Source organism: Streptomyces sp. SCSIO 75703, from assembly GCF_036607905.1.
GTDB lineage: Bacteria > Actinomycetota > Actinomycetes > Streptomycetales > Streptomycetaceae > Streptomyces.
In genome coordinates this window covers 973,549-998,477 of the sequence record NZ_CP144555.1, presented here as the reverse complement: position 1 = coordinate 998,477, position 24,929 = coordinate 973,549, and the positions used below count along the sequence as shown (strand labels likewise).

The window sequence follows — 24,929 nt, the reverse complement described above, 5'->3', positions numbered from 1 at the left end:
GGGTTTCGGCATCGGCCGGCAGACATCAGCCTGAGTCCCGACCGGTTCGGAGGCCGACCGCTCCGGGCCGCCGTGCTGAAGGGCAGGAACACCATGAGAGACGACTTCCGCGCCGGTGGCGCGCTGGTCTTCCCCGGCATGAGCCCCACCCGCTTCCAGGACTCGGCCAAGTTCATGCTGATCAATCCGGTGGCGCGCCGGCTGGTCGCCGAGGCCGACGACGTGCTCGGCTACTCGCTCGTCGACCGCTACCGGCAGACCGAGGGCGACTACAGCGAGTACGCGCAGGTCGCATTCCTGGTCAACTGCCTGGCCCTCGCCACCTGGGCGAGCGACCGGTTCGACCCGGAACCCACTCTCTGCGTCGGCCCCAGCTTCGGCGGGAAGACCGCGGCGGCCCACACCGGCGTCCTCGGCTTCGCCGACGCGGTGCGCCTGACCGCCGGCTGGGCCAGACTCCTGGAGTCCTGGTTCGCCGACCACCACCACGACGTCGTCACCCACTCCTTCACCCGTGTCCCGCGCCCCGAACTGGACCGGGTGCTCGCCGAACTCGACGAGCGCGGTGAGTGGTACGAGATCTCCTGCCACGTCGATGAGGACTTCTACATGCTGTCGCTGCGGGCGACCGTGCTGGAGTGGCTCGGCAAGCGGCTGCGGTCCGTCGGGGGCCTGCCGTTGTACACGATGCGCCCGCCCATGCACGCGAGCGTCTTCGGCCCGCTGCGCGAGCGGGCCGAGCAGGAACTGTTCGCCCCGCTCACCTTCCACGACCCCCGGACTCCGGTCCTCGCCGACCAGGACGGCGCCCTGCTGACCACCGGCGACCAGGTCCGCACCATGTTGCTGGAGGGCTTCGTCCGCCCGGTGCGCTGGCCCGCCGTCGTCGACGCCCTGCGCCGCCACGGCGTCGGCAAGCTGTACGTCGCCGGCTCGGACAGCCTCTTCGGCCGGGTTCCCGTCACCACCAGGAACTTCGAGGTGGTCGCCGTGGACCCGAGGACGGCGCTGCGGCCCGTCCGCCGGAGCCTGGCCGCCTGAGCGCGGCCCGATCGCCCCGCCCTGACGCACCACCGGTGGGACGCGCCCAGGCCGGCGCCGCGTCCCGACCCCACCGGCACCAGCACCGGTCGCGGCATTCCGAGAGAGGTACACCATGACCCTTCTGACCAGGACGGACCTGGCATTCTCCTACCTGCAGCTGACCGGATCGGCGTGGCAGGAGCCGGTGCGGTACACGCTGGAGGAGCGGCTGGCGGCGCTGGCCGAGAACGGCTGCGCCTCCATGGGCATGAACGTCGAGGAGCTGGAGACGTTCCTGTCCGGCAACTCCGCGGACAAGCTGCGCGGCCTGCTGTCCGAGTACGGGGTGGGGCTGCAGGAACTGGAGGTCCTCTTCGGCTGGAACGCCGGACCGGAGGACGGCGGCCCCGGCCCGGAGGCGGAAGCCCACTTCTTCGATCTGGCCGTGGCGGCCGGTATCCCCGCGGTCAAGTCCTGTGCCGTCTACCCGCCCGGGACCGAGATGCCTCCCCTGGAGGTCCTCACCGAGCGCTTCGGCGCGATGTGCGACCGCGCCGCCGCGCGTGGCCTGAACGTCTCCCTCGAAGCCATGGCCGTGCTGCCCGGATTCACCTACCAGGTGGCCTCCGACATCATCGTCGCCGCCGACCGTCCCAACGCGGGTCTGCTCATCGACATGTGGCACCTCTTCCGCGACCCGACGGGCATCGGCGCGATCGAGCAGCTCACCGGCGCCCAGATCGCCGGCGTGGAGTTCGCGGACGGCCCCAGCGCCCCGTCCCCCGACCTCATGGACGAAGCGCTCGGTGGCCGCCTCCTGCCGGGCGAGGGCGACTTCGACATCACCGCACTGCTGCACACGCTGGACGCCAAGGGCGTCGACCTGGCCCCCTCGGTGGAGGTCCTCTCCACCGACCTGCGTGCCCTGCCGCTCAGCGAGAACATCGCCCGTACCGCCGCCGCCGTCCGCGCCTGCCTCGACAAGGCCCGCGGCTGAGCGTCCCGAAGCCTCGCACCGCCCAGAGACCTCTGGAGAAGAAACCGTGTCCGACATCGCCGACGCCTGCCCCCGCTCCCAGCCCCGCCCCTTCCCCCTGGAACGCACCGGCTGCCCCCTGGACCCCGCGCCGGAGTACGCGGTCCTGCGGGAGACCGAGCCCGTCTCCCGGGTCAAGCTCAAGTTCAACGGCCGTGAGGCGTGGCTCCTCACCCGCTACGAGGACGTCCGGCAGATGCTGGTCGACCCCCGGTTCAGCTCCAACATGGCCGACCCCGGCTACCCGCTCCAGTTCGCCTTCCCCATGGAACTCCTCGGCAAGGTGAAGCCCGCCCTGCTGCACATGGACCCGCCGGAGCACACCACGCACCGCATGATGCTGATGCCGGAGCTCAGCGTGAAGCGCGTCGAGGCGATGCGGCCGCGCACCCAGGAGATCGTCGACGAGTGCATCGACAAGATGCTGGCCCAGGGCGGCCCGGTCGACCTGGTCTCCATGCTGTCGATGCCCGTGCCGTCCATCGGCATGTGCGAGCTGGTGGGTGTCCCGAACGAGTCGAGTGACCTGTTCACCCGCTGGGTCACCCTCCTGGTCACCCAGGGCAGCGCCGAGGAACACGCCTCGGCCAACGCCGAGGTCGAGACGCTGCTCTACCAGCTCATCGCCGAACGCCAGAAGAACCCCGGCGACGACCTGATCAGCAGCCTGCTGGAGCGCAACGCGCAGAAGGAGGAGCTGGAGCCGTCCGACATCAGCGCCCTGGTCCGGGCCATGATCGCGGCCGGTCACGAGAGCACCGTCAACGGCATCACCATCGGCGCGCTCGTCCTCCTCCAGCACCCCGAGCAGGCCGACTGGCTCCGAGAGCACCCCGAGCTGTCGGGCCAGGCCGTCGACGAACTGTCGCGCTACTCCAGCATCTCCGACCACGGTACGGTCCGGGTCGCGCTGGAGGACGCCGAGATCGGCGGCCAGCTCATCCGCAAGGGCGAGGGGGTCATCTGCTCGCTGTCGGCGTCCAACCACGACCCGGCGGTGTTCAAGAACCCCAACACCCTGGACCTGACCCGCCGCGAGGCACGCCTCAACGTCGCCTTCGGTTTCGGACGCCACCAGTGCGCCGGCCAGATGCTCGTACGCATGCAGCTCCAGGTCGTCTTCACGACCCTGCTGCGCCGCATCCCCGGACTGCGTCTCGACGCGGCCCTGGACGAACTGCCCTTCAAGGCCAACGCCCTCATCGACGGCGTCCACGAACTGCCGGTGACCTGGTAAAGGAGTTTTCCCCATGCGTGTGATCGTCGACAAAGAGCGTTGTGTCGCCGCCGGTTCCTGTGTGATCACCTCTCCCGCCGTGTTCGACCAGAACGACGAGGACGGCAAGGTGGTACTGCTGATCGAGACGCCGGAAGAGAAGCTGCGCGACGAAGTCCTGGAGTCCGTCATGGTCTGCCCGGTCGCGGCGCTGAGCGTCGTCGACTAGGCAGCGGGACTCCTCCCCGACCGCCGGGGCACGGGACCACCACCCCCCCTCCGGTCCCGTGCCCCGGCTCCGCCGGACCCCCACGTTCCCGGAGAACCCGGAGAACCCGGAGAACCCGGAGAACCCGGAGAACCCGGAGAACCCGGAGAACCCGGAGAACCCGGAGAACCCGGAGAACCCGGAGAACCCGGAGGGCCCGGACGGCCGCAAGGACCCGCCCCCGTCCTGCGAGGACTCCAGCCCACTCGCCACCCACACCCGAAAGCGACGTTGGAACCGTGGAGAATCAGAACACGACGTACGCGCCGACGGCGCACGGGAACGGCGCGACGGTCCATTCCCTGCTCGACGACGCGACCGCCGACACCCCGGAAGGGCTGTGCCTGCACGACTCCGCCGGCGAGGTGACCTACCGGCGGATGGCCGAGCTCAGCCACGGGTTCGCCGCCTGGCTCGCCCGGCAGGGCGCCGCTCGCGGCGACCGGCTGGTCGTCCAGCTCCCCAGCAGACGCGAGCTGGTGGCCATGGTCTACGGGGCCTCCCGCCTCGGCGTGATCCTGGTGCCGCTCAACCCGGCGATGAAGGAGTACCACCTCCGCTCCGTCATCGAGGACGCCGAACCCTCCCTGGTCATCGGCGACGGCCCCACCACCGAGGTCCTCGGCCGGGCCACCGGCCTGACCGTGCACGACCTCCAGGCGATCTGGCCCCACGTCGAGGAGGCGGCCGGCCGCCCCGCCCCGCGGCCCGCCGACATCAGCGCCGACGACATCGCGTTCCTCGTCTACACCTCCGGCAGCACCGCCGCCCCCAAGGCCGTCGTGTGCCCGCACGCGCAGGTGGTCTTCGCCTCCCGCGCCATCCAGGAGGTGCTGGCCTACCGCCCGGACGACGTCGTCTTCTGCCGCTTCCCGATCTCCTGGGACTACGGCCTGTACAAGGTGCTGCTCGCCTGCCTGGGCCGTTCCCGACTGGTCCTGGACGGCGGCGAGTCCGACCTCGTCCTGCTGCGGCGCATGCGCGAGACCGGCACCACCGTGGTGCCCATCGTCCCCTCACTGGCCACGATGATCGGCTCCCTCGCCCGGCGCGACACCCAGGACCCGCCCCCGGTGAGGATGTTCACCAACACCGGCGCCGCCCTGCCCGCCCACGCGGTCACCGCGCTGCGCGAGGCGTTCCCCGGCGCGCGGGTGGTCCGCCAGTTCGGGCAGACCGAGTGCAAGCGCGTCACCATCATGCCGCCCGGGCAGGAGCACGAGCGTCCCCACTCGGTGGGCCTGCCGCTGCCCGGTACCACGGTCCTGATCCTCGACGCCGAGGGCCGCCCCCTCCCGGCCGGCGAGACCGGCGAGATCGTGGCCGTGGGACCGCACGTCATGCCCGGCTACTGGCGCCGCCCCGAACTGAGCGCGCGCACCTTCCGCCGCGACCCCGCCACCGGGGCCCTCCGGCTCCACACGGGCGACTACGGCCGGCTCGACGAGGACGGCTACCTCTACTTCGAGGGCCGTCGCGACGACATGTTCAAGCGCAAGGGCATCCGGATGAGCACGGTCGAGATCGAGGCCGCCGCCATGGACATCCCCGGTGTGCGCACCGCCACCGCGTTGCCGCCCACCGAAACCCACGACCTGATCGTCTTCGCCGAGACCGAACTCGCCCCGCACACCGTCCTGAAGGAGCTGGCCGAGCGCCTCGAGCCGGCCAAGGTGCCCGCCCTGTGCCGGGTCCTGGGCGAACTGCCGCTGAGCCTGCACGGGAAGAACGCCCGGCAGGTCCTGGCCGAGATGATCGACGGGGAAGAGAGATGAGCCGCTACAAGGCACTGGCCGAACGCTTCGGCACACCGCTGTACGTCTACGACCTGGACGAGATCGACGCGGCCAGACAGCAGCTTCTCGACGCGCTGCCCGAGGAGTTCACCCTCTTCTACGCCCTCAAGGCCAACCCCCATCCCGGCCTCGTCCGGGCGCTGCGGGAGGGCGAGGGCCGCCCCTGCCGGCCCGAGATCAGCTCCACCGGCGAGCTGGAGTCCGCCCTCGCCGCGGGCTTCGACGGCGCCGACTGCCTCTACACCGGCCCCGGCAAGACCGCCGGTGAACTGGACGAGGCGATCCGCCGGGGCGTCCGCCTCTTCTCCACCGACTCCGTCTCCGACGTCCGCCATGTCGCCGACGCCGCCCTGGCGCACGGTGTGAGCGCCGACTGCCTGCTGCGCGTCAACAGCGCCACGGCCAGCGCCACCAGCAGCATCCGGATGACCGGCACGCCCTCGCAGTTCGGCTTCGACAGCGAGACGCTGGCCGACATCCTGCCCGAACTGCGGACGGTGGACGGTGTCCGCGTCGCCGGGATGCACTTCTTCCCGCTGAGCAACGCCAAGGACGAGGACAGCCTGGTCGGCGAGTTCCGGCACACCATCGAGCTGGCCGCCCGCCTCCAGCGCGAACTGGACCTCCCCCTGCGCTTCCTCGACATCGGCGGCGGCTTCGCGGTGCCGTACGCCGTGCCCGGCAGCCGGGGCTCGTACCCCGGACTGCGCGGCGAACTCGCGGACGCACTGGACACCCACTTCCCGCGGTGGCGCACCGACGGCCCCGAGGTGGCCTGCGAGTCGGGCCGCTACCTCGTCGGAGCGAGCGGCACCCTGGTCGCCTCCGTCAGCAACATCAAGGTCAGCCGGGGCCGCAGGTTCGTCATCCTCGACGCGGGCATCAACACCTTCGGCGGTATGTCCGGCCTCGGCCGCCTGCTGCCGGTCGCCGTCGGCCCCGAAACGGGGGAGTGCGTCGAATCGGCCACCCTGGTGGGCCCGTTGTGCACCCCCGGTGACATCCTCGGCCGCGAGATCGACGTGCCCGCGCTCGCCCCCGGCGACCTGGTGACGATTCCCAACGCCGGAGCGTACGGGCCGACCGCCAGCCTGCTGATGTTCCTGGGGCGCCCGGCCCCCGTCGAGGTCGTGGTCCGGGGCGACACGGTGCTGTCCGTCTCCCGGATCGAGCACAGCCGCAGCTACGCGGCCGTGGACGAACCGTCCGCCCGCACCGTCACGGGAGCAGCCGAATGAGCGCCGACCTCAGCCACCGCCCCACGGGCGCCGTGCGCCCGGTCGACGGCCGGCGCGGCACCGTCGTCGTCACGACCGTGGCCTCCGACTCCCACACCTGGAACCTCGTCTTCCTCCAACTGCTCGTCGAGGAACTGGGCTACGAGGTGATCAACCTGGGCCCGTGCGTGCCGGACCGGGTCCTCGTGGACGTCTGCCGGGAGGTCGGGCCCGACCTGGTGGCGATCAGCAGCGTCAACGGCCACGGCCACCAGGACGGACAGCGCGTCATCGGCGCCCTGCGCGCCTGCGCGGAACTCGCCGCGACCCCGGTGGTCATCGGCGGCAAGCTGGGCGTCGCCGGGCAGCAGAGCGACGCGGCGATCGACGAACTGCTCACCGCCGGGTTCGACGCCGTCTTCGACGACGCGTCGACCGCCACACGGGCATTCAGCCGGTTCGTCGGCGCACTGCCCACGGGCAGGCGCTCCCCGCAGCGCACCGAGGTCGTGGCGTGAGACCGGGCGCGCGCCTGTCCCGGCGGCCGGCCGAGGGGGCGCGCCCGGTGGACTTCGGAGCCTTCGTACGAGCCCGACGCCGGTCAGGGGAGCTGGTGGTGCAACCCCGCATGGGGTTCAGCGACCCCGGCACCATGCGCGCCGGGCTGGCCGCCACCCGTGCCGCCAACGCCGCGACGGTCGGCACCCTGACCCTCGACAGCTACACCCGGATCGGTGAACTCGGCTCCGTAAAGGACGCGTTGCGCGCCGGGACCGATCTCAACGGCTACCCCATCGTCAGCTACGACCCGGCCGTGACCGGGCAGGTGCTGGCCGGCATCCGGGACGAGACGTTCCCGGTGCAGGTCCGTCACGGATCGGCCGTCCCCCACGACATCTTCACCGCGCTGCGCAGGACGCTGATCAACGCCACCGAGGGCGGCCCCGTCTCGTACTGCCTCCCCTACGGACGTACTCCGCTGGACGAGTCCGTACGGAACTGGGTGCGCTGCACCGAGGATTTCGCCCTGCTGCGGGAATCCGGTGTGGAACCGCATCTGGAGACATTCGGCGGATGCATGCTCGGCCAATTGTGCCCACCGAGCCAACTGGTGGCGATCAGCGTCCTCGAAGCGCTGTTCTTCTGTCAGCACGGAATGCGCAGCGTCTCGCTCAGCTACGCCCAGCAGACCCACCCGGAGCAGGACCGGGAAGCGGTCGCGGCGCTGCGGCGGCTGTGCGGCGAGTTGCTTCCCACGCCCAACTGGCACGTGGTCATCTACGCCTACATGGGCGTCTACCCGACCACGGAGGAAGGCGCCTACCTGCTGCTCGACCAGGCGACCCGCCTCGCGGTGGACTCCGGCTCGGAGCGGCTCATCGTCAAGACGGTGGCGGAGTCCCGCCGGATCCCGACCGTCGCGGAGAACGTCGCCGCGCTGGAGTCGGCGGCCCGGACCGCCCGCAGCGGCCCACCCGCCGGCGCGGTCCCCGCCGAAGCCGACTCGCAGACGTACCTGGAGGCCAGGGCGCTGGTCGAGGGCGTACTCGAACTGGCCCCGGACATCGGACGCGCTCTCGGGCTCGCCTTCAGACAGGGCGTCCTGGACATCCCCTACTGTCTCCACCCGGACAACCACGGCCGGGCCCGCAGCTACATCGACGGCGACGGGAGACTGCGCTGGGCCGGCATCGGGCGGCTGCCCCTGGGCGGGCTCGTGGACCGGGCCCCTGCCCGGGAGGTCACCTCGGCGGGGCTGCTCGCCGATCTCTCCTACGTACAGAGGGCGTTCGACCAGCGGGCGAGGGGAGCCGGGCAGGCCCCGGACCCCGACGGTGCGGGCATCGGCCCGGCCGGATACCGGGCGTTTCCGTCCGGCGGACGGCAGAAGAGGTCTTAGGGGGGCGATAGGGGCTGTGCGCGGCCTTTCGCCTTCATAGCGTGACCCGCAAGTGCTGCGGTTTCTTGGTGACTTCCGTCCAGCGACGGGCGACAAGTGTGTGGAGTGCAGATGACCGAGTCGGGAAACTTCGTCTCTGGCACCGACGGTGTGCTGGATGGGGGCACGGTGCAGCAGGCCGCACTCGTGCGTGAGCTGGAATCCCTCCCCACCTCGGAGCAGACCCGGGTGCTGCTCGGCCTGGTGCGCGAGAGCACCCTCGCCGTGCTGCGGCAGGCCCGGCCGGACGCGGCGCCGCCGGTGGACCCGGCACGCGCCTTCCGCGAGCTGGGGCTCGACTCCGTGGCCCTGCTGGCCCTGCACGCCCGGCTGGTCGCCGCCACCGGGCTCCCGCTGCCCCCTACCGTTGCCTTCGACCACCCCTCACCGGTCGCCCTCGCCGCGCACCTGCGTACCGAGGCCCTGGGCCTGCCCGACCTGCCCGACCCGGTCGTGGCCCACCGCTCCGCGGACGAGGACGATCCGATCGCCGTTGTCGGAATCGGCTGCCGCTACCCGGGCGACGTGGCGTCCCCCGACGACCTGTGGCGGCTGGTCGCCGAGGGCACCCACATCCGCGACGCGTTCCCCACCGACCGCGGCTGGAACCTGGACCGGCTCTTCGACGACGACCCGGCCACCCCCGGCACCACGTACGCCCGCCACGGCGGCTTCCTCGCCGGAGCCGCCGAGTTCGACGCGGACTTCTTCTCGATCAGCCCCCGCGAGGCCCTGGCGATGGACCCGCAGCAGCGGCTCGTGCTGGAGACCGTGTGGGAGGCCCTGGAGCGGGCCGGGATCGACGCGGACACCCTGCGCTCCAGCCGCACCGGCGTCTTCGTCGCGGCCGAGCCGCAGGAGTACGGGACGCGCCTGCACGAGGCGCCGGACGGCCTCGACGGATACCTCCTCAGCGGCAACGCCCCGAGCGTGGTCTCCGGCCGCGTCGCCTACACGCTCGGCCTCGAAGGCCCCGCGCTGACCGTCGACACCGCTTGCTCGGGTTCGTTGGTCGGCCTCCACCTCGCCGTCCAGTCACTGCGCAGCGGCGAGTGCGCCCTCGCGCTGGCGGGCGGTGTCGCCGTCATGGGCAGCCCCGGGGTGTTCACCGCGTTCAGCAGACAGCGCGGTCTCGCGGCCGACGGCACGGTCAAGGCGTTCGCCGCCGCCGCCGACGGCACCGCCTTCGCCGAGGGCGCCGGTGTGTTCGTCCTCGAGCGACTCTCCGACGCACAGGCCAACAACCACCCCGTCCTCGCGGTCGTGCGGGGCACGGCCGTCAACCAGGACGGCGCCTCCAACGGCCTGACCGCGCCCAGCGGCCGGGCCCAGCGCCAGGTCATCCGCCAGGCCCTCGCGGACGCCGGACTCACCGCCGGCGAGGTCGACGCCATCGAGGCACACGGCACCGGCACCACCCTCGGTGACCCCATCGAGGCCCAGGCGCTGCTGGCCACCTATGGTCAGGACCGCTCCGACGGCCCGGCGTGGCTCGGTTCGGTGAAGTCCAACATCGGACACACCCAGGCAGCGGCGGGCTCGGCCGGCCTGATCAAGATGATCATGGCGATGCGGCACGGGGTCCTCCCCGCGACGCTGCACGTGGACGACCCCACGCCCAACGTCGACTGGACGGCCGGCGACGTCCGCCTGCTGACCGAGCCCGTGCCCTGGGCGCCCGGTGACCGGCCCCGCCGGGCCGCCGTCTCCTCCTTCGGCGTCAGCGGCACCAACGCCCACATCGTCGTCGAGGAACCGCCGCTCCCGACGGCGGAGTCCGCGGCGGCCGGGGACGAGGGCGTGCCCACCGGCACCGAACGGCTCGTGCCCCTCACTCTGTCGGCCCGCGGCGAAGCCGCCCTGCGCGACCAGGCGCGGCGCCTGCTGGCCCGGGTCGAGGACGACCCCGCCGTCCGCCCGCTCGACCTCGCCTACTCCCTGGCGACCACCCGTGTCGCGCTGCCGCAGCGCGCCGTCGTGCTCGCCGAGGACCTCGCGGGCCTGCGCGACGGGCTGCGCGCCGTGGCCGACGGCGACGACGCCCCGCACGTGCTCACCTCGGCCATCGCGGGCGGTACCGCCTTCCTCTTCACCGGGCAGGGCAGTCAGCGCCTCGCCATGGGCCGCCGCCTCCACGACACCTACCCGGCCTACGCCGATGCGCTCGACAAGGTCATCGGCCATCTCGACGTCCAGCTCGACCGCTCCCTGTGGGACGTCCTGTTCGCCGACGAAGGCACTCCCGAGGCGGCCCTGCTGGACCGCACCATGTACGCGCAGGCGGCCCTCTTCGCCACCGAGGTCGCCCTGTTCCGGCTCCTGGAGTCCTGGGGCGTCCGGCCCGACTACGTGGCCGGGCACTCCATCGGTGAGCTGACCGCCGCCCACGTCGCCGGCGTCCTCTCCCTCGACGACGCCGCCACCCTCGTGGCCGCGCGCGGCCGGCTGATGCAGGCCCTGCCCGAGGGCGGCGCGATGATCGCCGTCGAGGCGGCCGAGGAGACGGTGGAACCGTACCTGGCGGACTGCCGCGACACGGTGGGCATCGCCGCCGTCAACGGCCCGCACTCCGTCGTCCTGTCCGGGGACGCGGAGGGGGTCACCACCGTCGCCGGCCGCCTGGAGGCCGCCGGGCACCGCACCAAGCGGCTCCGGGTCAGCCACGCGTTCCACTCGCCGCTCATGGCCCCCATGCTCGACGACTTCCGGCAGATCGCGCAGATCCTCACCTACGCCGCCCCGAAGATCCCCGTCGTCTCCGCCCTCACCGGCCGGCTCGCCACCGCCGGGGAACTCGGCGACCCCGAGTACTGGACGCGCCACGTCCGCGATGCCGTCCGCTTCCACGACGCCGTCGGGACGCTCACGGACCGGGGCGTCACCACCTTCCTGGAACTCGGCCCCGACCCGGTGCTGTGCGCCCTGGGCCGTACCAGCGCCGACGCGGGCGCCGTGTTCGCCCCGGTGCTGCGGCGCGGACACGACGAGCCGCGCCAGGTGCTCTCCGCGCTCGCCACCGCCCACACGCGCGGCACCCGCGTCGACTGGCACGCCTTCTTCGCCGGCAGCGGCTCCCACCGGGTCGACCTGCCCACCTACGCCTTCCAGCGCGAGCGGTACTGGCTGAACGCCCCCGACACCGCCCAGGACGCGGCCGCGCTCGGTCAGGTCGCCGCCGACCACCCCCTGCTGGGCGCGGTCGTCGGCCTCGCGGACACCGGAGGCGCCGTCCTCACCGGGCGGGTCTCGTTGCGCTCGCACCCCTGGCTCGCCGACCACGTCATCGCGGGTACCGTCCTGCTGCCCGGCACCGCCTTCGTCGACCTCGCGGTCAGGGCCGGTGAACAGATCGGCTGCGACCGCCTGGACGAACTCGTCATGGCGGCCCCGTTCACCCTGCCCACCACGGGCGGCGTCGCCCTGCAGATCGTCGTCGACGCCCCCGGCACCGACGGGCGCCGCGCCCTCGCCTTCTACTCCCGCGACGAGGACGCCCCCGCCGACGCGCCGTGGACCCGGCACGCCACGGGCCGGCTGGCCCCGCAGGACCCGTCCGGCCCACAGGCCGCCGACTTCGCCCGGGGAAGCTGGCCGCCCCCCGGCGCCGAGCCCGTCGACGTCACCGGCCTCTACGAGGACCTGGCCACGCGGGGCTACGGCTACGGCCCCGCCTTCCACGGTCTGCGCGCGGTGTGGCGGGCGGGCGAGGGCGAGGTGTTCGCCGAGGTACGGCTGCCCGACGCGGCCGGCGATCCGGCGTCCGCGTTCGGTCTGCATCCCGCGCTCCTGGACGCCGTCCTGCACGCCACCGACTTCGCCACCGAGGCGACCTCCGACGGTCCCGACGACCGCGTCCTGCTGCCCTTCGCGTGGACCGGCGTCACCCTGCACGCCACGGGCGCGACCACCCTGCGGGTACGCGTCACCGCCACCGGCGCCGACGAGGTCGCGCTCGAACTGGCCGACGCCACCGGGGCCGCCGTGGCCTCCGTCGACTCCTTCGTGGTCCGCCCCGTGGCCCCCGGCCAACTGGCCGCCACGGCCCATCCCGACGCGCTCTACCACGTCCACTGGACCCCGCTGCCGGCCCCCGCCCCCACCACACCGGCCACCGACACCGCGGTCCACGTCCTCACGACCCCGTCCGGCACCGACCCCGCCGCCGGCCTGCGCGCCGCCCTCGGCACCACGGTCACCGCCGTACGGTCCTGGCTCGACGACGAACGCTCCGCCACCGCCCGGCTCACCGTGCTGACCCACGGTGCGGTCGCCGCCGCCCCCGGCGAGCGGGCCGCACTGGCCCAGGCGCCCGTCTGGGGCCTGGTGCGCTCGGCACAGGCCGAGCACCCCGGCCGCTTCCTCCTGCTCGACACCGACGGCTCGCTCGACACCGACACGCTGCTGCGCCTCACCGCCGACTCGACCGAGCCGGAGATCGCCCTGCGCGACGGCCGGCTGTACGTACCCCGGCTGACCAGGACCACCCAGGCCCCGGCGACCGGCGCCGCCCCCTGGCGCACCGACGGCACCGTCCTGATCACCGGCGGCACCGGCGGCGTCGGCGCCACCCTCGCCCGCCACCTGGTCACCGCACACGGCGTCCGGGGACTGCTCCTCACCAGCCGCCGGGGCGCCGACAGCCCCGGCGCCGGGGACCTGCGCGCCGAGCTGACCGCGCTCGGCGCCGAGGTCACCATCGCCGCCTGCGACGCCGCCGACCGCGACGCGCTGGCCCGCCTCCTGGCCTCCGTACCGGAACGGCTCCCGCTCAGCGCGGTCGTCCACGCGGCGGGCGTCCTGGACGACGGACTGATCGACTCCCTCGACGACGCACGCCTGGACACCGTCCTGCGTCCCAAGGCCGACGGCGCCTGGAACCTGCACGAACTCACCCGTGACAGCGACCTGTCGGCGTTCGTCCTGTTCTCCTCCACGGCCACCCTCCTCGACGGCGCCGGACAGGGCAACTACGCCGCCGCCAACGTCTTCCTCGACGCCCTGGCCACCCACCGCGCCGCCCTCGGCCTCCCGGCCACCTCGCTCGCCTGGGGACTGTGGACCGGCACCGGCGGCATGGGCGGCTCCCTCGACGAGGCCGCGCTGCGACGCATCGAACGCCTCGGCCTCCAGCCCCTGTCCGTCGCGGAGAACCTCGCCCTGCTGGACCGCGCGGTCACCACCGACGCCCACCCGGCCGTCGTCCCCGTCCGGCTGAACCTGCGCGCGCTCCACGCCCGCGCCGACGACGTACCGGCCCTGCTGCGCGCCCTGGTACGACCGCCGCGCCGCGCCGTGGGCGCCGGCGGCGTCAGCGTCGACCAGTCCCTCGCACGCGGTCTGACCGGCCTGACCCGGTCCGAGCGCGGCGACATCCTCCTCGACCTCGTCCGCACGCAAGTCGCCGCCGTCCTCGGCCACGACGGGCCGGAACGCGTCGCCCCCGCCAGGGCGTTCAACGAACTGGGCTTCGACTCGCTCGCCGCTGTCGAACTCCGCAACCGGCTCGGCTCCGCCACCGGCCTGCCGCTGGGCGCCACCCTCGTCTTCGACTACCCCTCGCCCGGCGCGCTCGCCGACCACCTCGCCTCCCGCCTCGGCGGCGACCCGGAACACCCTGCCCGCCACCACACCCCGGCCGCCCCCCTCGCGTCCGACGACGACCCCATCGCCATCGTCTCCATGGCCTGCCGCTATCCCGGCGGCGTGACGACGCCCGAGGAACTGTGGCGCCTGGTCGAGGAGGGACGCGACGTCATCTCGGCGTTCCCCACCGACCGGGGCTGGGACACCGACATCCACGACCCGGAGATGAGCGTCCCGGGCAAGAGCCGCACCGACCAAGGCGGCTTCCTCTACGAGGCGTCCGGCTTCGACGCCGAGTTCTTCGGCATCAGCCCCCGCGAGGCCCAGGCCATGGACCCCCAGCAGCGACTGCTGCTGGAGGTCGCCTGGGAGACCCTCGAGCGGGCGGGCATCGACCCGCACTCCCTGCGCGGCAGCGACACCGGTGTGTTCGCCGGGGTGATGTACCACGACTGGGGCCTGCGGCTGGGCCCGCTGCCCGAGCAGGTGGCCGGCTACCACGGCAACGGCAGCCTCGCCAGCGTCGCGTCCGGACGCGTCGCCTACACCCTCGGCATCGAGGGGCCCGCCGTCACCGTCGACACGGCCTGCTCGTCCTCCCTGGTCGCCCTGCACTGGGCCGCCCAGGCCCTGCGCCGGGGTGACTGCTCCCTCGCCCTCGCGGGCGGCGTCACCGTCATGTCCACCCCCGACACGTTCGTCGACATGAGCCGGCAGCGCGGTCTCGCCGCCGACGGCCGGTGCAAGTCCTTCGGCAGCGGTGCCGACGGCACCGGCTGGGGCGAGGGCGTCGGCATGCTCCTGCTGGAGCGCCTCTCCGACGCCGAACGCAACGGCCACCGGGTCCTCGGCATCGTCCGGGGCTCCGCAGTCAACTCCGACGGCGCCTCCAACGGCCTCACGGCACCCAACGGGCCCGCGCAACAGCGCGTCATCCGCCGCGCGTTGAGCGTCGCCGGGCTCACCCCCGCCGACGTCGACGCGGTCGAGGGCCACGGCACCGGCACCACCCTCGGCGACCCGATCGAGGTCCAGGCACTGCTGGAGACCTACGGCCAGGAGCGCTCCGAGGACGGTAGCCCGCTCCTGCTCGGCTCCATCAAGTCCAACATGGGCCACACCCAGGCCGCGGCCGGTGTCGCGGGCGTCATCAAGATGGTGCAGGCGATGCGCCACGGCACCCTGCCCGCGACCCTGCACGCCGACGAACCCTCGACCCAGGTGGACTGGGACGCGGGCGCCGTCGCCCTGCTGACCGAGCCCACCGCCTGGCCCGCCCACGGCCGCCCGCGCCGCGCTGGGGTGTCGTCGTTCGGCATCAGCGGCACCAACGCACACGTGATCATCGAGGAGCCGCCCGCCACCACACCGCAGGACGCGCCCGCGCCGGCGCAGGCGCGGCCGACGTCCGGCCCGGTCGCCTGGCCGCTCTCGGCCAAGACCCCGGACGCGCTCAGCGCGCAGGCGACGCGCCTGCTGGACCACCTCGCGACGATCCCGGACGACGTCCTCGCGGCTACGGGCCACGCCCTCGCCACCACCCGCGCCGCCCTGGACCACCGCGCCGTCGCACTCGGCGCCGACCGCACCGAACTCGCCGCCGCCCTGACGGCGCTGGCCGCCGGAACGGGGCCGGTGCGGGACAGGGCCGGCGAGGGCAAGACCGCCTTCCTGTTCACGGGGCAGGGTGCGCAGCGGTTGGGGATGGGCCGGGAGTTGTATGGGGCGTTTCCGGTGTTCGCGGCGGCGTTTGACGGTGTGGTCGCGGAGTTGGATGCGTTGTTGGGGTGTGGTGTGCGGGAGGTGGTGTGGGGTGCGGACGCGGGTTTGTTGAGTGGGACGTTGTTCGCGCAGGCGGGGTTGTTCGCGGTGGAGACGGCTTTGTTCCGGTTGGTGGAGTCGTGGGGGGTGCGTGCGGACTTCCTGGTGGGTCATTCGGTGGGTGAGGTTGTGGCGGCGCATGTGTCGGGTGCGTTGTCGTTGCGGGATGCGGCTGTGTTGGTGGTGGCTCGTGGGCGGTTGATGCAGGGGTTGCCGGCGGGTGGGGTGATGGTGGCGGTGGAGGCGTCGGAGGCTGAGGTGCTTCCGTTGCTGGGTGCGGGGGTGGGGATCGCGGCGGTCAATGGTCCGCGTTCGGTGGTGGTGTCGGGTGCGCAGGCCGCGGTTTCTGGTGTGGTGGCGGTGTTCGAGGGGCGGGGTCGGCGGACGAGTGTGTTGCGGGTGTCGCATGCGTTTCATTCGCCGTTGATGGAGCCGATGCTGGCGGAGTTCGGTGAGGTGGTGGCCGGGTTGTCGTTCGGTGCTGCTTCGGTTCCGGTGGTGTCGGGGGTGTCGGGTGAGGTGTCCGAGGGGTGGGGTTCGGCGGAGTACTGGGTGCGGCATGTGCGGGAGGCGGTGCGGTTCGCGGACGCGGTGGCGTTCGCGGAGTCGCGCGGTGTGACGACGTTCATCGAAATCGGCCCCGACGCCGTGCTCAGCGGCATGGGCCAGGACTGCGTCCAGGACGCGGACGCGGTGGCGTTCGTCCCGACACTGCGACGCGACCGGCCCGAGACCCGTGACGTCCTGACCGCCGTCGCTCGCGCCCACACGCGAGGCGTCACCGTCGGCTGGGACGCCCTCTTCGGCCTCCGCGGCATCGGGCGGGGCCCCGACCTGCCCACGTACGCCTTCCAGCACCAGCGCTACTGGCTCGACCTCCCCACCGCCCCCGGCGACCTCGACGCGGCGGGCCTCGAAACCGTCGTCCACCCCCTGCTGAGCGCCGCCGTGGCGACGCCCGACAACGGCGGAGCCGTCCTCACCGGACGGCTCGCCACCGGCACGCAGCCGTGGCTCGCCGACCACGGGGTCCTGGGCAGCGTGCTGATGCCGGGCACCGGCTTCGTCGAACTCGCGGTGCGCGCGGGCGACCACGTCGGCTGCGGCCGGATCGAGGAACTGCTCCTCGAAGCGCCGCTCACCCTCCCCGCCCGGGGCGGAGTCGCCCTGCGCGTCGTCGTCGGCGCACCCGACCCCTCCGGCGCCTGCTCCGTCGCCATCCACTCCCGCGGCACCACGGACCCCGACGCGCCCTGGACCCGGCACGCCCACGGCACCCTGACCCGTGAGGCACCCCACCCGGCGTTCGACCTCACCCAGTGGCCACCGCCCGGCGCCACCCCGGCGGACACCGCCTCCGCGTACGAGCGGCTGAGCGCGCGCGGATACGCCTACGGTCCCGCCTTCCAGGGGCTGCGAGCCGCCTGGCGGCGCGGCGACGACGTGTTCGCCGAGGTCGCCCTCGACGACCCCGCTCGCGGTGAGGCAGCGGCATTCGGACTGCACCCCGCGCTCCTCGACGCCGCCATGCACGCCGACCTGCTCACCGACCCGGCCCCCGATGCCGCGACCCTGCTGCCCTTCACCTGGAACGGCGTCACCCTGCACAGCGCGGGCGCGCCCTCGCTGCGCGTCCACATCCAGCGGATACGCGGCGACGAGGTGTCCGCCATCATGGTCGCGGACGAGAACGGCGCACCGGTGGCGACCGTGGAGTCCCTGGTCTCCCGACCGGTCTCCCCGGAGCAGATCGCGGCTGCCTCCGGCGCCGCGTCCGCCGCCCTCCACCGCGTCCTCTGGCAGCGGACGGCGCCCGTCGCCGCGACGGCCGGCGCCACCACCCCCGCGTTCACCGTCCTGCGCTGCCCGGCCGCACCGCGGGGCACGGACGTCCCGGACGCGGTGCGCGTCCTGACCCACCACGTGCTCGGCGCGGTGCAAGACCGGCTCGCCGAGCCCGAGCACGCCACCGGCCCCCTGATCGTGGTGACCCGGCGCGCCATGCAGGTCGTGCCCGGCGAGGACGTGGACCCGGCCCAGGCCCCCGTATGGGGCCTGGTGCGGGCCGCGCAGGCAGAGAACCCGGGCCGCTTCCAACTCGTCGACGTGCACGACGACGCAGAGGCGAGCGAAGAGGCGCTTGCCGCCGCCGTCGCCTCCGGCGAACCCGAGTCCGCCCTGCGCGACGGCGAGGTGTGGGTACCGCGCCTGGGCCGGGCCACCGGGCCCGACCCCGCGCCTCGCGCCCCGTGGGACCCCGAGGGCACGGTGCTGATCACCGGAGGCACCAGCGGCCTCGGCGCACTCGTCGCCCGCCACCTCGTCTCCGAACACGGCGTCCGGCACCTCCTGCTGGTCGGCCGGCGCGGCGCGGAGGCACCCGGCGCCGGCGCGCTCACCGACGAGCTGACCGGCCTGGGCGCCCGGGTCACCGTCGCCGCGTGCGACGTGGCCGACCGCGACGGGCTCGCCGCCTTGCTCGCGGGGATCGACGCCGGCCACCCGCTGCGCGCCGTCGTGCACGCGGCGGCGGTCGCCGACGGCGGCCTGGTCGGCAGCCTCACGCCCGAGCGGTTCGACGCCGTCCTGCGACCCAAGGCCGAAGGCGCCTGGCACCTGCACGAACTGACCCAGGACCTCGACCTCACCGCGTTCGTGATGTTCTCCTCGGCGGGCGGACTCGTCCTGGCCGCCGGACAGGCCGACTACGCGGCGGCCAACGTCTTCCTCGACGCGCTCGCCACCCACCGCGCCGCCGCCGGACTGCCCGCGACGGCGATCGCCTTCGGCATGTGGGAGGTCAGCACCGGTCTCGGCGGCGACCTCACCGAAGCCGACCTGGACCGGATGCGGCGGCTCGGGCTGCCCGCGCTCCCCGCCGACCGCGGCCTGGCGCTCTTCGACGCCGCCCTCGGTGCCGAGGAAGCCGTCGTCGTCCCCCTGACCGTCGACGCGGCGGCGCTCGCCGCCCGCCACGACGAACTGCCCGCCCTGCTGCGCGGCAGGGCCCGCACCCCCGCGCGCCGCACCGTGCGGGCGACGGACACCGGCTCCGCCCTGGAACGGCGCCTGGCCGGCGCGAGCCCCGAGGAGCGCGCACGCGTCCTGCTGGACACCGTCCGCACGCAGGTCGCCTCCGTGCTCGGCCACCCCTCGCCCGAGGCGGTCGGCCCCGACACGGCCTTCCGCGACCAGGGATTCGACTCCCTGGCCGCGGTCGAACTGCGCAACCTGCTGGTCGGCTCGACGGGCCTGCGGCTGCCCGCCACCCTCGTCTTCGACTACCCCAACTCCCGGGCCGTCTCCGGATACCTCGACACCCTGCTCACCGGTACGGCCACCGACGGCCCCGCCCCCGCCGCGCCGGCCGCCGCCCTCGACGACGACCCGATCGCCGTGGTGGCCATCGGCTGCCGCTTCCCCGGCGGAGTCCGCTCGCCCGAGGACCTGTGGGACGTCGTCGCGGACGGCGTCGACGTCATCGGCGGCTTCCCCGCCGACCGCGGCTGGGACACCGACGCCCTCTACGACCCCGAACCGGGGCTCCCCGGCCGCACCTACGTACGCGAGGGCGGCTTCCTCCACGACGCCGCCGAGTTCGACCCCGAGTTCTTCGGCATCATGCCGCGCGAAGCCCTCGCGATGGACCCGCAGCAACGACTGCTGCTCCAGTGCGCGTGGGAGACGTTCGAGCGTGCCGGCATCGACCCGGAGACGCTGCGCGGCAGCCAGACCGGTGTGTACGCCGGTGTGATGTACCACGAGTACGGCAGCCGGGTCACCGACGTTCCCGACGACCTGGCCGGCTACCTCGGCAACGGCAGCGCGGGCAGCATCGCCTCCGGCCGCGTCGCCTACGCGCTCGGCCTCGAAGGCCCCGCCGTCACCGTCGACACCGCCTGCTCCTCCTCCCTGGTCAGCCTCCACATGGCCTGCCAGGCACTGCGCGCCGGCGAGATCGATCTCGCCCTCGCGGGCGGTGTCACGGTCATGCCGACGCCGGAGATCTTCGTCGAATTCAGCCGCCAGCGCGGCCTCGCCGCCGACGGACGCTCCAAGGCGTTCGCCGGTGCCGCCGACGGCACGAGCTGGGCCGAAGGAGTCGGCCTCCTGCTGGTCGAGCGCCTCTCCGACGCCCGCCGCAACGGGCATCCCGTCCTCGCGGTCGTCCGGGGCAGCGCCATCAACCAGGACGGTGCCTCCAACGGCCTGACCGCGCCCAACGGCCCTTCGCAACAACGCGTCATCCGCCGGGCCCTGTCGACCGCCGGGCTCACCCCGGCCGACGTGGACGCGGTGGAGGGACACGGCACCGGAACCCGGCTCGGCGACCCGATCGAGGCACAGGCGCTGATCGCCACGTACGGCCGGGACCGCCCCGCCGACCGCCCGCTGTGGCTCGGCTCGGTGAAGTCGAACATCGGCCACGCGCAGGCCGCCGCCGGTGTCAGCGGAGTCATCAAGATGGTGATGGCCCTGCGCAACGGCCTGCTGCCCCGCACCCTGCACGTCGACGAGCCCTCGCCACAGGTGGACTGGGAGGCCGGCGGCGTGCGGCTGCTGACCGAACCGGTCACCTGGGCACCGCGCGAACGGCCCCGCCGGGCCGGAGTCTCCTCCTTCGGACTCAGCGGCACGAACGCGCACGTCGTCCTCGAGGAAGCCCCCCTCGACGACACCGCGGCCCCCGCACCGGACGGCCCGCACGGCACCGCCGAACCGGCCGGGCCGTTGCCCGTCGTACCGCTGCCGCTGTCCGCGCGGAGCGCCTCGGCGCTCCCCGCCCAGGCGGCCCGCCTCCTCACCCACCTGGCGGACAACCCCGACCACTCCCTCACGGACATCGCCCTCTCGCTCGCCACGACCCGTGCCGTCCTCGACCACCGAGCCGTACTGCTGCCCCCGGACCGCGAAGCCGCCGTACGCGCCCTGACCGACCTGGCCGAAGGCCGGGAGAACGCCGACGTGCTCACCCCCACCGGTACGTCACCGGAGGGTCTGACGGCGTTCCTGTTCACGGGGCAGGGTGCGCAGCGGTTGGGGATGGGGCGGGAGTTGTATGGGGTGTTCCCGGTGTTCGCGGGGGCGTTGGATGCGGTGGTGGGGGAGTTGGACCGGTGGTTGGACCGGTCGTTGTTCGAGGTGATGTGGGGTGAGGACGAGGGGTTGTTGGGCCGGACGGTGTATGCGCAGGCGGCGTTGTTCGCTGTCGAGGTGGCGTTGTTCCGGTTGGTGGAGTCGTGGGGTGTGCGGGCCGATGTGGTGGCCGGGCATTCGATCGGTGAGGTGAGTGCGGCGCATGTGGCGGGGGTGTTGTCGTTGGGGGACGCGGCCGAGTTGGTGGCGGCGCGTGGGCGGTTGATGCAGGGGTTGCCGGCGGGTGGGGTGATGGTGGCGGTGTCGGCGTCGGAGGACGAGGTGGTGCCGTTGCTGGGTGCGGGGGTGGGGTTGGCGGCGGTGAACGGTCCGTCGTCGGTGGTGGTGTCGGGTGTGGCGGACGGGGTGCTGGCCGTCGCGGAGCACTTCGCCGGGCTGGGGCGCCGTACGAAGCGGCTGAACGTGTCGCACGCCTTCCACTCGCCCCTCATGGAACCCATGCTGAAGGAGTTCCGGAAGGTCGCCGAGGGGCTCTCGTACACCGCTCCGTCGATGCGTGTCGTCTCCCACGTCACCGGTGCCGAGGCGACCGCCGAACAGCTCACCTCACCCGGGTACTGGGTACGGCATGTGCGCGAGGCCGTCCGGTTCGCCGACGGGATCGCCCACCTGTCGGGTCAGGGCGTCACCCGCTTCGTGGAACTCGGACCCGACGCGGTGCTCACCGCGCTCACCGAGGCCGCCGTGCCCGAGGCGTCCGACCTCCTCACGGTGCCGGTCCTGCGCAACGGCCGCCCCGAGGTACCCACCCTGCTCGCGGCGCTCGCCCGGCTGCACATCGCCGGACGGGGCCCCCGCTGGGCCGACGTCCTGGACGGTCGCGGCGGACACAAGGTCGAGCTGCCCACGTACGCCTTCGACCGCACCACGTACTGGCTCGACGCCCCCGCCCCCGTCGGCGGGGACGCGACCGGCCTCGGCCAGAGTGCCGCCGCGCACCCGCTGCTCAGTGCGGTGATCGCCTCACCGGAGGCCGGCGGCGTGGTGCTCACCGGGCGCCTCTCCGTGCGCACCCACCCCTGGCTCGCCGACCACGACGTCCTCGGGACCGTGCTCCTGCCCGGCACCGGCTACGTCGAACTGGCCATCCGGGCCGGTGAGGAAGTCGGCTGCGAGGTGGTCGAGGAACTCACCATCGAGGCCCTGATGCCGCTCCCGCCCCACGGCGGACTCGCGATCCAGGTCGTCGTCGACGCACCCGACGCGGGCGGACGCTGCTCCTTCGCCGTCTATTCCCGCGCCGACGACGCCCGGACCGACGCCCCCTGGAGCAAGCACGCCAGCGGCGTACTCGCCCCCGGAACCACCCAGGCGCCGCCCGCCGGCACCCCCGCCCCGGACGCCGCCGACTGGCCGCCCACGGGCGCGACCGAGGTCGACATCTCCGGCGTGTACGACTACCTCACCGGCCAGGGCTACGGTTACGGACCCATGTTCCGGGGCCTGCGCGGCATCTGGTCCCGGGGCAAGGAGACCTTCGCGGAGGTGTCCTTGCCGGAGGACTCGCTGGACGTCGGCAAGGACTTCCGTCTCCACCCGTCCATCCTCGACGCGGCCCTGAGCGCCACCGACTTCATGGACGGCCGCCGCCCCCAGGACGTCGGCGGAACCCAACTGCCGTTCTCCTGGTCCGGTGTCACCCTGCACGCGGCCGGTTCCTCCCGGCTGCGGGTGCGCATCACCGCCGTCGAGTCCCACCGGTCACAGGGTTCGGACGCGGTGCGCCTGGAACTCACCGACCCCGCGGGCACCCCGGTCGCCACCATCGACTCGCTCGTGGTCCGGCCCGTCACGGCAGCCAAGGTCAACGCCGCGGCCGCGGCCCGGGGCGGCGAGCGCGAGGCGATGTTCCACCTGGTCACCCAGCAACTCCCGCTCGGCGCGGCCGTCGCCGCGTCCGCCGACCGCTGGGCGCTGGTCGGCGCCGACACCGGCCTCGCCCCCGGAACCCCCCACCCCGATCTCGCGGCACTGGGCGCCACCCTCTCCGACGGGGCCCCCGCACCCGAGGTCGTCGTCCTGCCCGTACCGTCCGGCGGACTCCCCGGCGACTCCTCCGGCGCTCACGAGGACATCCCGGCCGCCGTCCGCTCCGTGACCCGGCACGTCCTCGCCACGGTGCAGTCCTGGCTGGCGGACGAGCGGTACGCCAACTCCCGTCTCGTCGTCGTCACCCGCGACGCCCTCCCCGCCAAGGAGAGCGACGCCGTGCCCGCGGACCTCGTCCAGGCACCGGTGTGGGGGCTCCTGCGCTCCGCACAGGAGGAGTACCCGGGCCGGTTCGTGCTCGTCGACACCGACGGCAGCGCCACCGCCCGCGAGTCGCTCCCCGCCGTGGTCGCCTCCGGTGAACCGGAGGCGATCCTGCGCGGCGCCGAGGTACGCGTACCCCGCCTCGCCCGGGTAGCGGCGGCGGCCCCCACCGCGCCCTCGCCCTGGGACGCCGACGGCACCGTACTGATCACCGGAGGGACCAGCGGCCTCGGCGCCGTCGTCGCCCGCCACCTGGTGGAACAGCACGGCGTACGCCATCTCCTGCTGGCGGGCCGCCGCGGCGAGGACGCCCCCGGCGCCACCGAACTCCGGGACACGCTGCGCGGACTCGGTGCCCACGTCACCCTCGCCGCCTGCGACACCGCCGACCGCGCGGCCGTCGACGGCCTCCTGGCCGGCGTGCCCGCCGCACACCCGCTGACGGCGGTGGTGCACGCGGCCGCCGTCATGGACAACGCACTCCTCGCCGGCCTCACTCCCGCACAGGTCGACGCGGTCATGCGCCCCAAGGTGGACGCGGCCTGGAACCTGCACGAGGCGACACGTGGCCTGGACCTGAAGGCGTTCATCCTCTTCTCCTCCTGCGCCGGACTCGTCGTCGGCGTGGGCCAGGGCAACTACGCCGCCGCCAACCGCTTCCTGGACGCCCTCTCCGTCCACCGCCGTGCCGCCGGACTCCCCAGCACGGCACTGGCGTTCGGGCTGTGGGAGACGAAGACCGGCCTCGGCGGCGGCGTCGGACACGCGGACCTGCGACGCATGCGCATCATGGGCATGCCCGCCCTGCCGACCGACGAGGGCCTCGCGCTCCTCGACGAGGCCCTGGAACTCGACCAACCGGTCCTCGTCCCCCTCCGGGTGCGGCGCGATGAGCACACCACGGCCGAACCGCCGCACCTGCTGAAGGACGTACTGGGCGCTCCCGAACGGCCCACCGTCCAGGCGGAGGTACGTGCCCCCGCCGTGGCCACGGTGAGCACACCGGCCGCACGACTGCCCCTGGAACAAAGGCTGTCCGGTATGAAGGCGGCCGAACGCAAGCGCACCGTGCTGGACGTCGTCCGCGAGGAGGTCGCCGGCGTCAGCCACCGCGTCCCCGCCACGATCGACGTCTCCAAGGGTTTCACCGAACTCGGCCTCGACTCGCTCGCCGCGATCGACCTGCGCAACCGGCTGCAGAAGGCCACCGGCCTCCGCCTCCCGGCGACCCTCATGTTCGACTACCCCAGCCCCATGGTGCTGGCCGACTTCCTGCTCGACGAACTCCCGCCGGGCATCGAGGAGACCACCCCCGAGACCACCCCCGAATCCGCCTCCGCCCGGAGCGCCACGGGGGCGGAGGCGGACCGGGACGATGCCTCCATCCGGCAGGCGCTCAGCACCATCCCGGTCGACACGCTCCGCGCCTCCGGCCTGCTGGACGACCTGCTGAAACTGGCCGATCACCCGGCGGCCCCCGCCGCCGCGTCCGGGACGCCCGCCCTCCAGGGCGAGGCCGGGCAGGCCGGCGAGGCGATCAGGACCATGGACGTCGACGACCTGGTGCGGGCCGCGCTCGCGGCCGCCGACCCGACCCGGAACACGAGCGAGGGCTGAGGA

General features: G+C 73.5%; 9 protein-coding genes. All 9 read left to right on the top strand.

The window, feature by feature from the left end:
- The first annotated feature begins 174 nt into the window (after positions 1 to 174).
- The 9 genes from VM636_RS04285 to VM636_RS04245 all read left to right on the top strand — a co-directional run bounded on the left by VM636_RS04285 (position 175) and on the right by VM636_RS04245 (position 24,926).
- Positions 175 to 1,041 carry an ACP S-malonyltransferase gene (locus VM636_RS04285; RefSeq protein ID WP_078962700.1) on the top strand — a complete coding sequence of 289 codons (867 nt, stop codon included), beginning with the start codon at positions 175 to 177 and terminating at the stop codon, positions 1,039 to 1,041.
- 115 nt (positions 1,042 to 1,156) lie between these two features.
- The gene (locus VM636_RS04280; protein WP_030422188.1) at positions 1,157 to 2,020 is read left to right on the top strand and encodes a TIM barrel protein; all 864 of its coding nucleotides are present in this window, start codon (positions 1,157 to 1,159) and stop codon (positions 2,018 to 2,020) included.
- A 46-nt stretch (positions 2,021 to 2,066) separates the two neighbouring features.
- Positions 2,067 to 3,296 (top strand): cytochrome P450, encoded by a 1,230-nt coding sequence (locus VM636_RS04275; RefSeq protein ID WP_053913871.1) that lies wholly within the window; start codon positions 2,067 to 2,069, stop codon positions 3,294 to 3,296.
- 13 nt (positions 3,297 to 3,309) lie between these two features.
- Complete coding sequence (locus tag VM636_RS04270; protein WP_030422186.1) at positions 3,310 to 3,504, top strand: ferredoxin; 195 nt, start codon at positions 3,310 to 3,312, stop codon at positions 3,502 to 3,504.
- A gap of 278 nt (positions 3,505 to 3,782) precedes the next feature.
- Complete coding sequence (locus tag VM636_RS04265; protein WP_030422185.1) at positions 3,783 to 5,318, top strand: AMP-binding protein; 1,536 nt, start codon at positions 3,783 to 3,785, stop codon at positions 5,316 to 5,318.
- Positions 5,315 to 6,577, top strand: coding sequence for a decarboxylase (locus tag VM636_RS04260; protein WP_053913872.1), 1,263 nt, complete (start codon positions 5,315 to 5,317; stop codon positions 6,575 to 6,577). Before VM636_RS04265 ends, VM636_RS04260 begins: the two co-directional genes overlap by 4 nt.
- On the top strand, positions 6,574 to 7,074 hold the full coding sequence (locus VM636_RS04255; protein WP_030422183.1) for a cobalamin-dependent protein: 501 nt from the start codon (positions 6,574 to 6,576) through the stop codon (positions 7,072 to 7,074). The genes VM636_RS04260 and VM636_RS04255 overlap by 4 nt, the downstream gene beginning before the upstream one ends.
- A complete protein-coding gene (locus VM636_RS04250) occupies positions 7,071 to 8,456 on the top strand; it encodes a methylaspartate mutase (protein ID WP_053913873.1) in 1,386 nt (461 codons plus the stop codon). The genes VM636_RS04255 and VM636_RS04250 overlap by 4 nt, the downstream gene beginning before the upstream one ends.
- Before the next feature lie 111 nt (positions 8,457 to 8,567).
- The gene (locus VM636_RS04245; RefSeq protein WP_338483371.1) at positions 8,568 to 24,926 is read left to right on the top strand and encodes a type I polyketide synthase; all 16,359 of its coding nucleotides are present in this window, start codon (positions 8,568 to 8,570) and stop codon (positions 24,924 to 24,926) included.
- Positions 24,927 to 24,929: the final 3 nt, after the last annotated feature.

What these genes read in the sequence shown, in the direction of transcription:
- VM636_RS04285 (WP_078962700.1), top strand. Translation starts at nt 175, where the DNA reads ATGCTGATCAATCCGGTGGCGCGCCGGCTGGTCGCCGAGGCCGACGAC.
- VM636_RS04280 (WP_030422188.1), top strand. Translation starts at nt 1,157, where the DNA reads ATGACCCTTCTGACCAGGACGGACCTGGCATTCTCCTACCTGCAGCTG.
- VM636_RS04270 (WP_030422186.1), top strand. Translation starts at nt 3,310, where the DNA reads ATGCGTGTGATCGTCGACAAAGAGCGTTGTGTCGCCGCCGGTTCCTGT.
- VM636_RS04260 (WP_053913872.1), top strand. Translation starts at nt 5,315, where the DNA reads ATGAGCCGCTACAAGGCACTGGCCGAACGCTTCGGCACACCGCTGTAC.
- VM636_RS04255 (WP_030422183.1), top strand. Translation starts at nt 6,574, where the DNA reads ATGAGCGCCGACCTCAGCCACCGCCCCACGGGCGCCGTGCGCCCGGTC.
- VM636_RS04245 (WP_338483371.1), top strand. Translation starts at nt 8,568, where the DNA reads ATGACCGAGTCGGGAAACTTCGTCTCTGGCACCGACGGTGTGCTGGAT.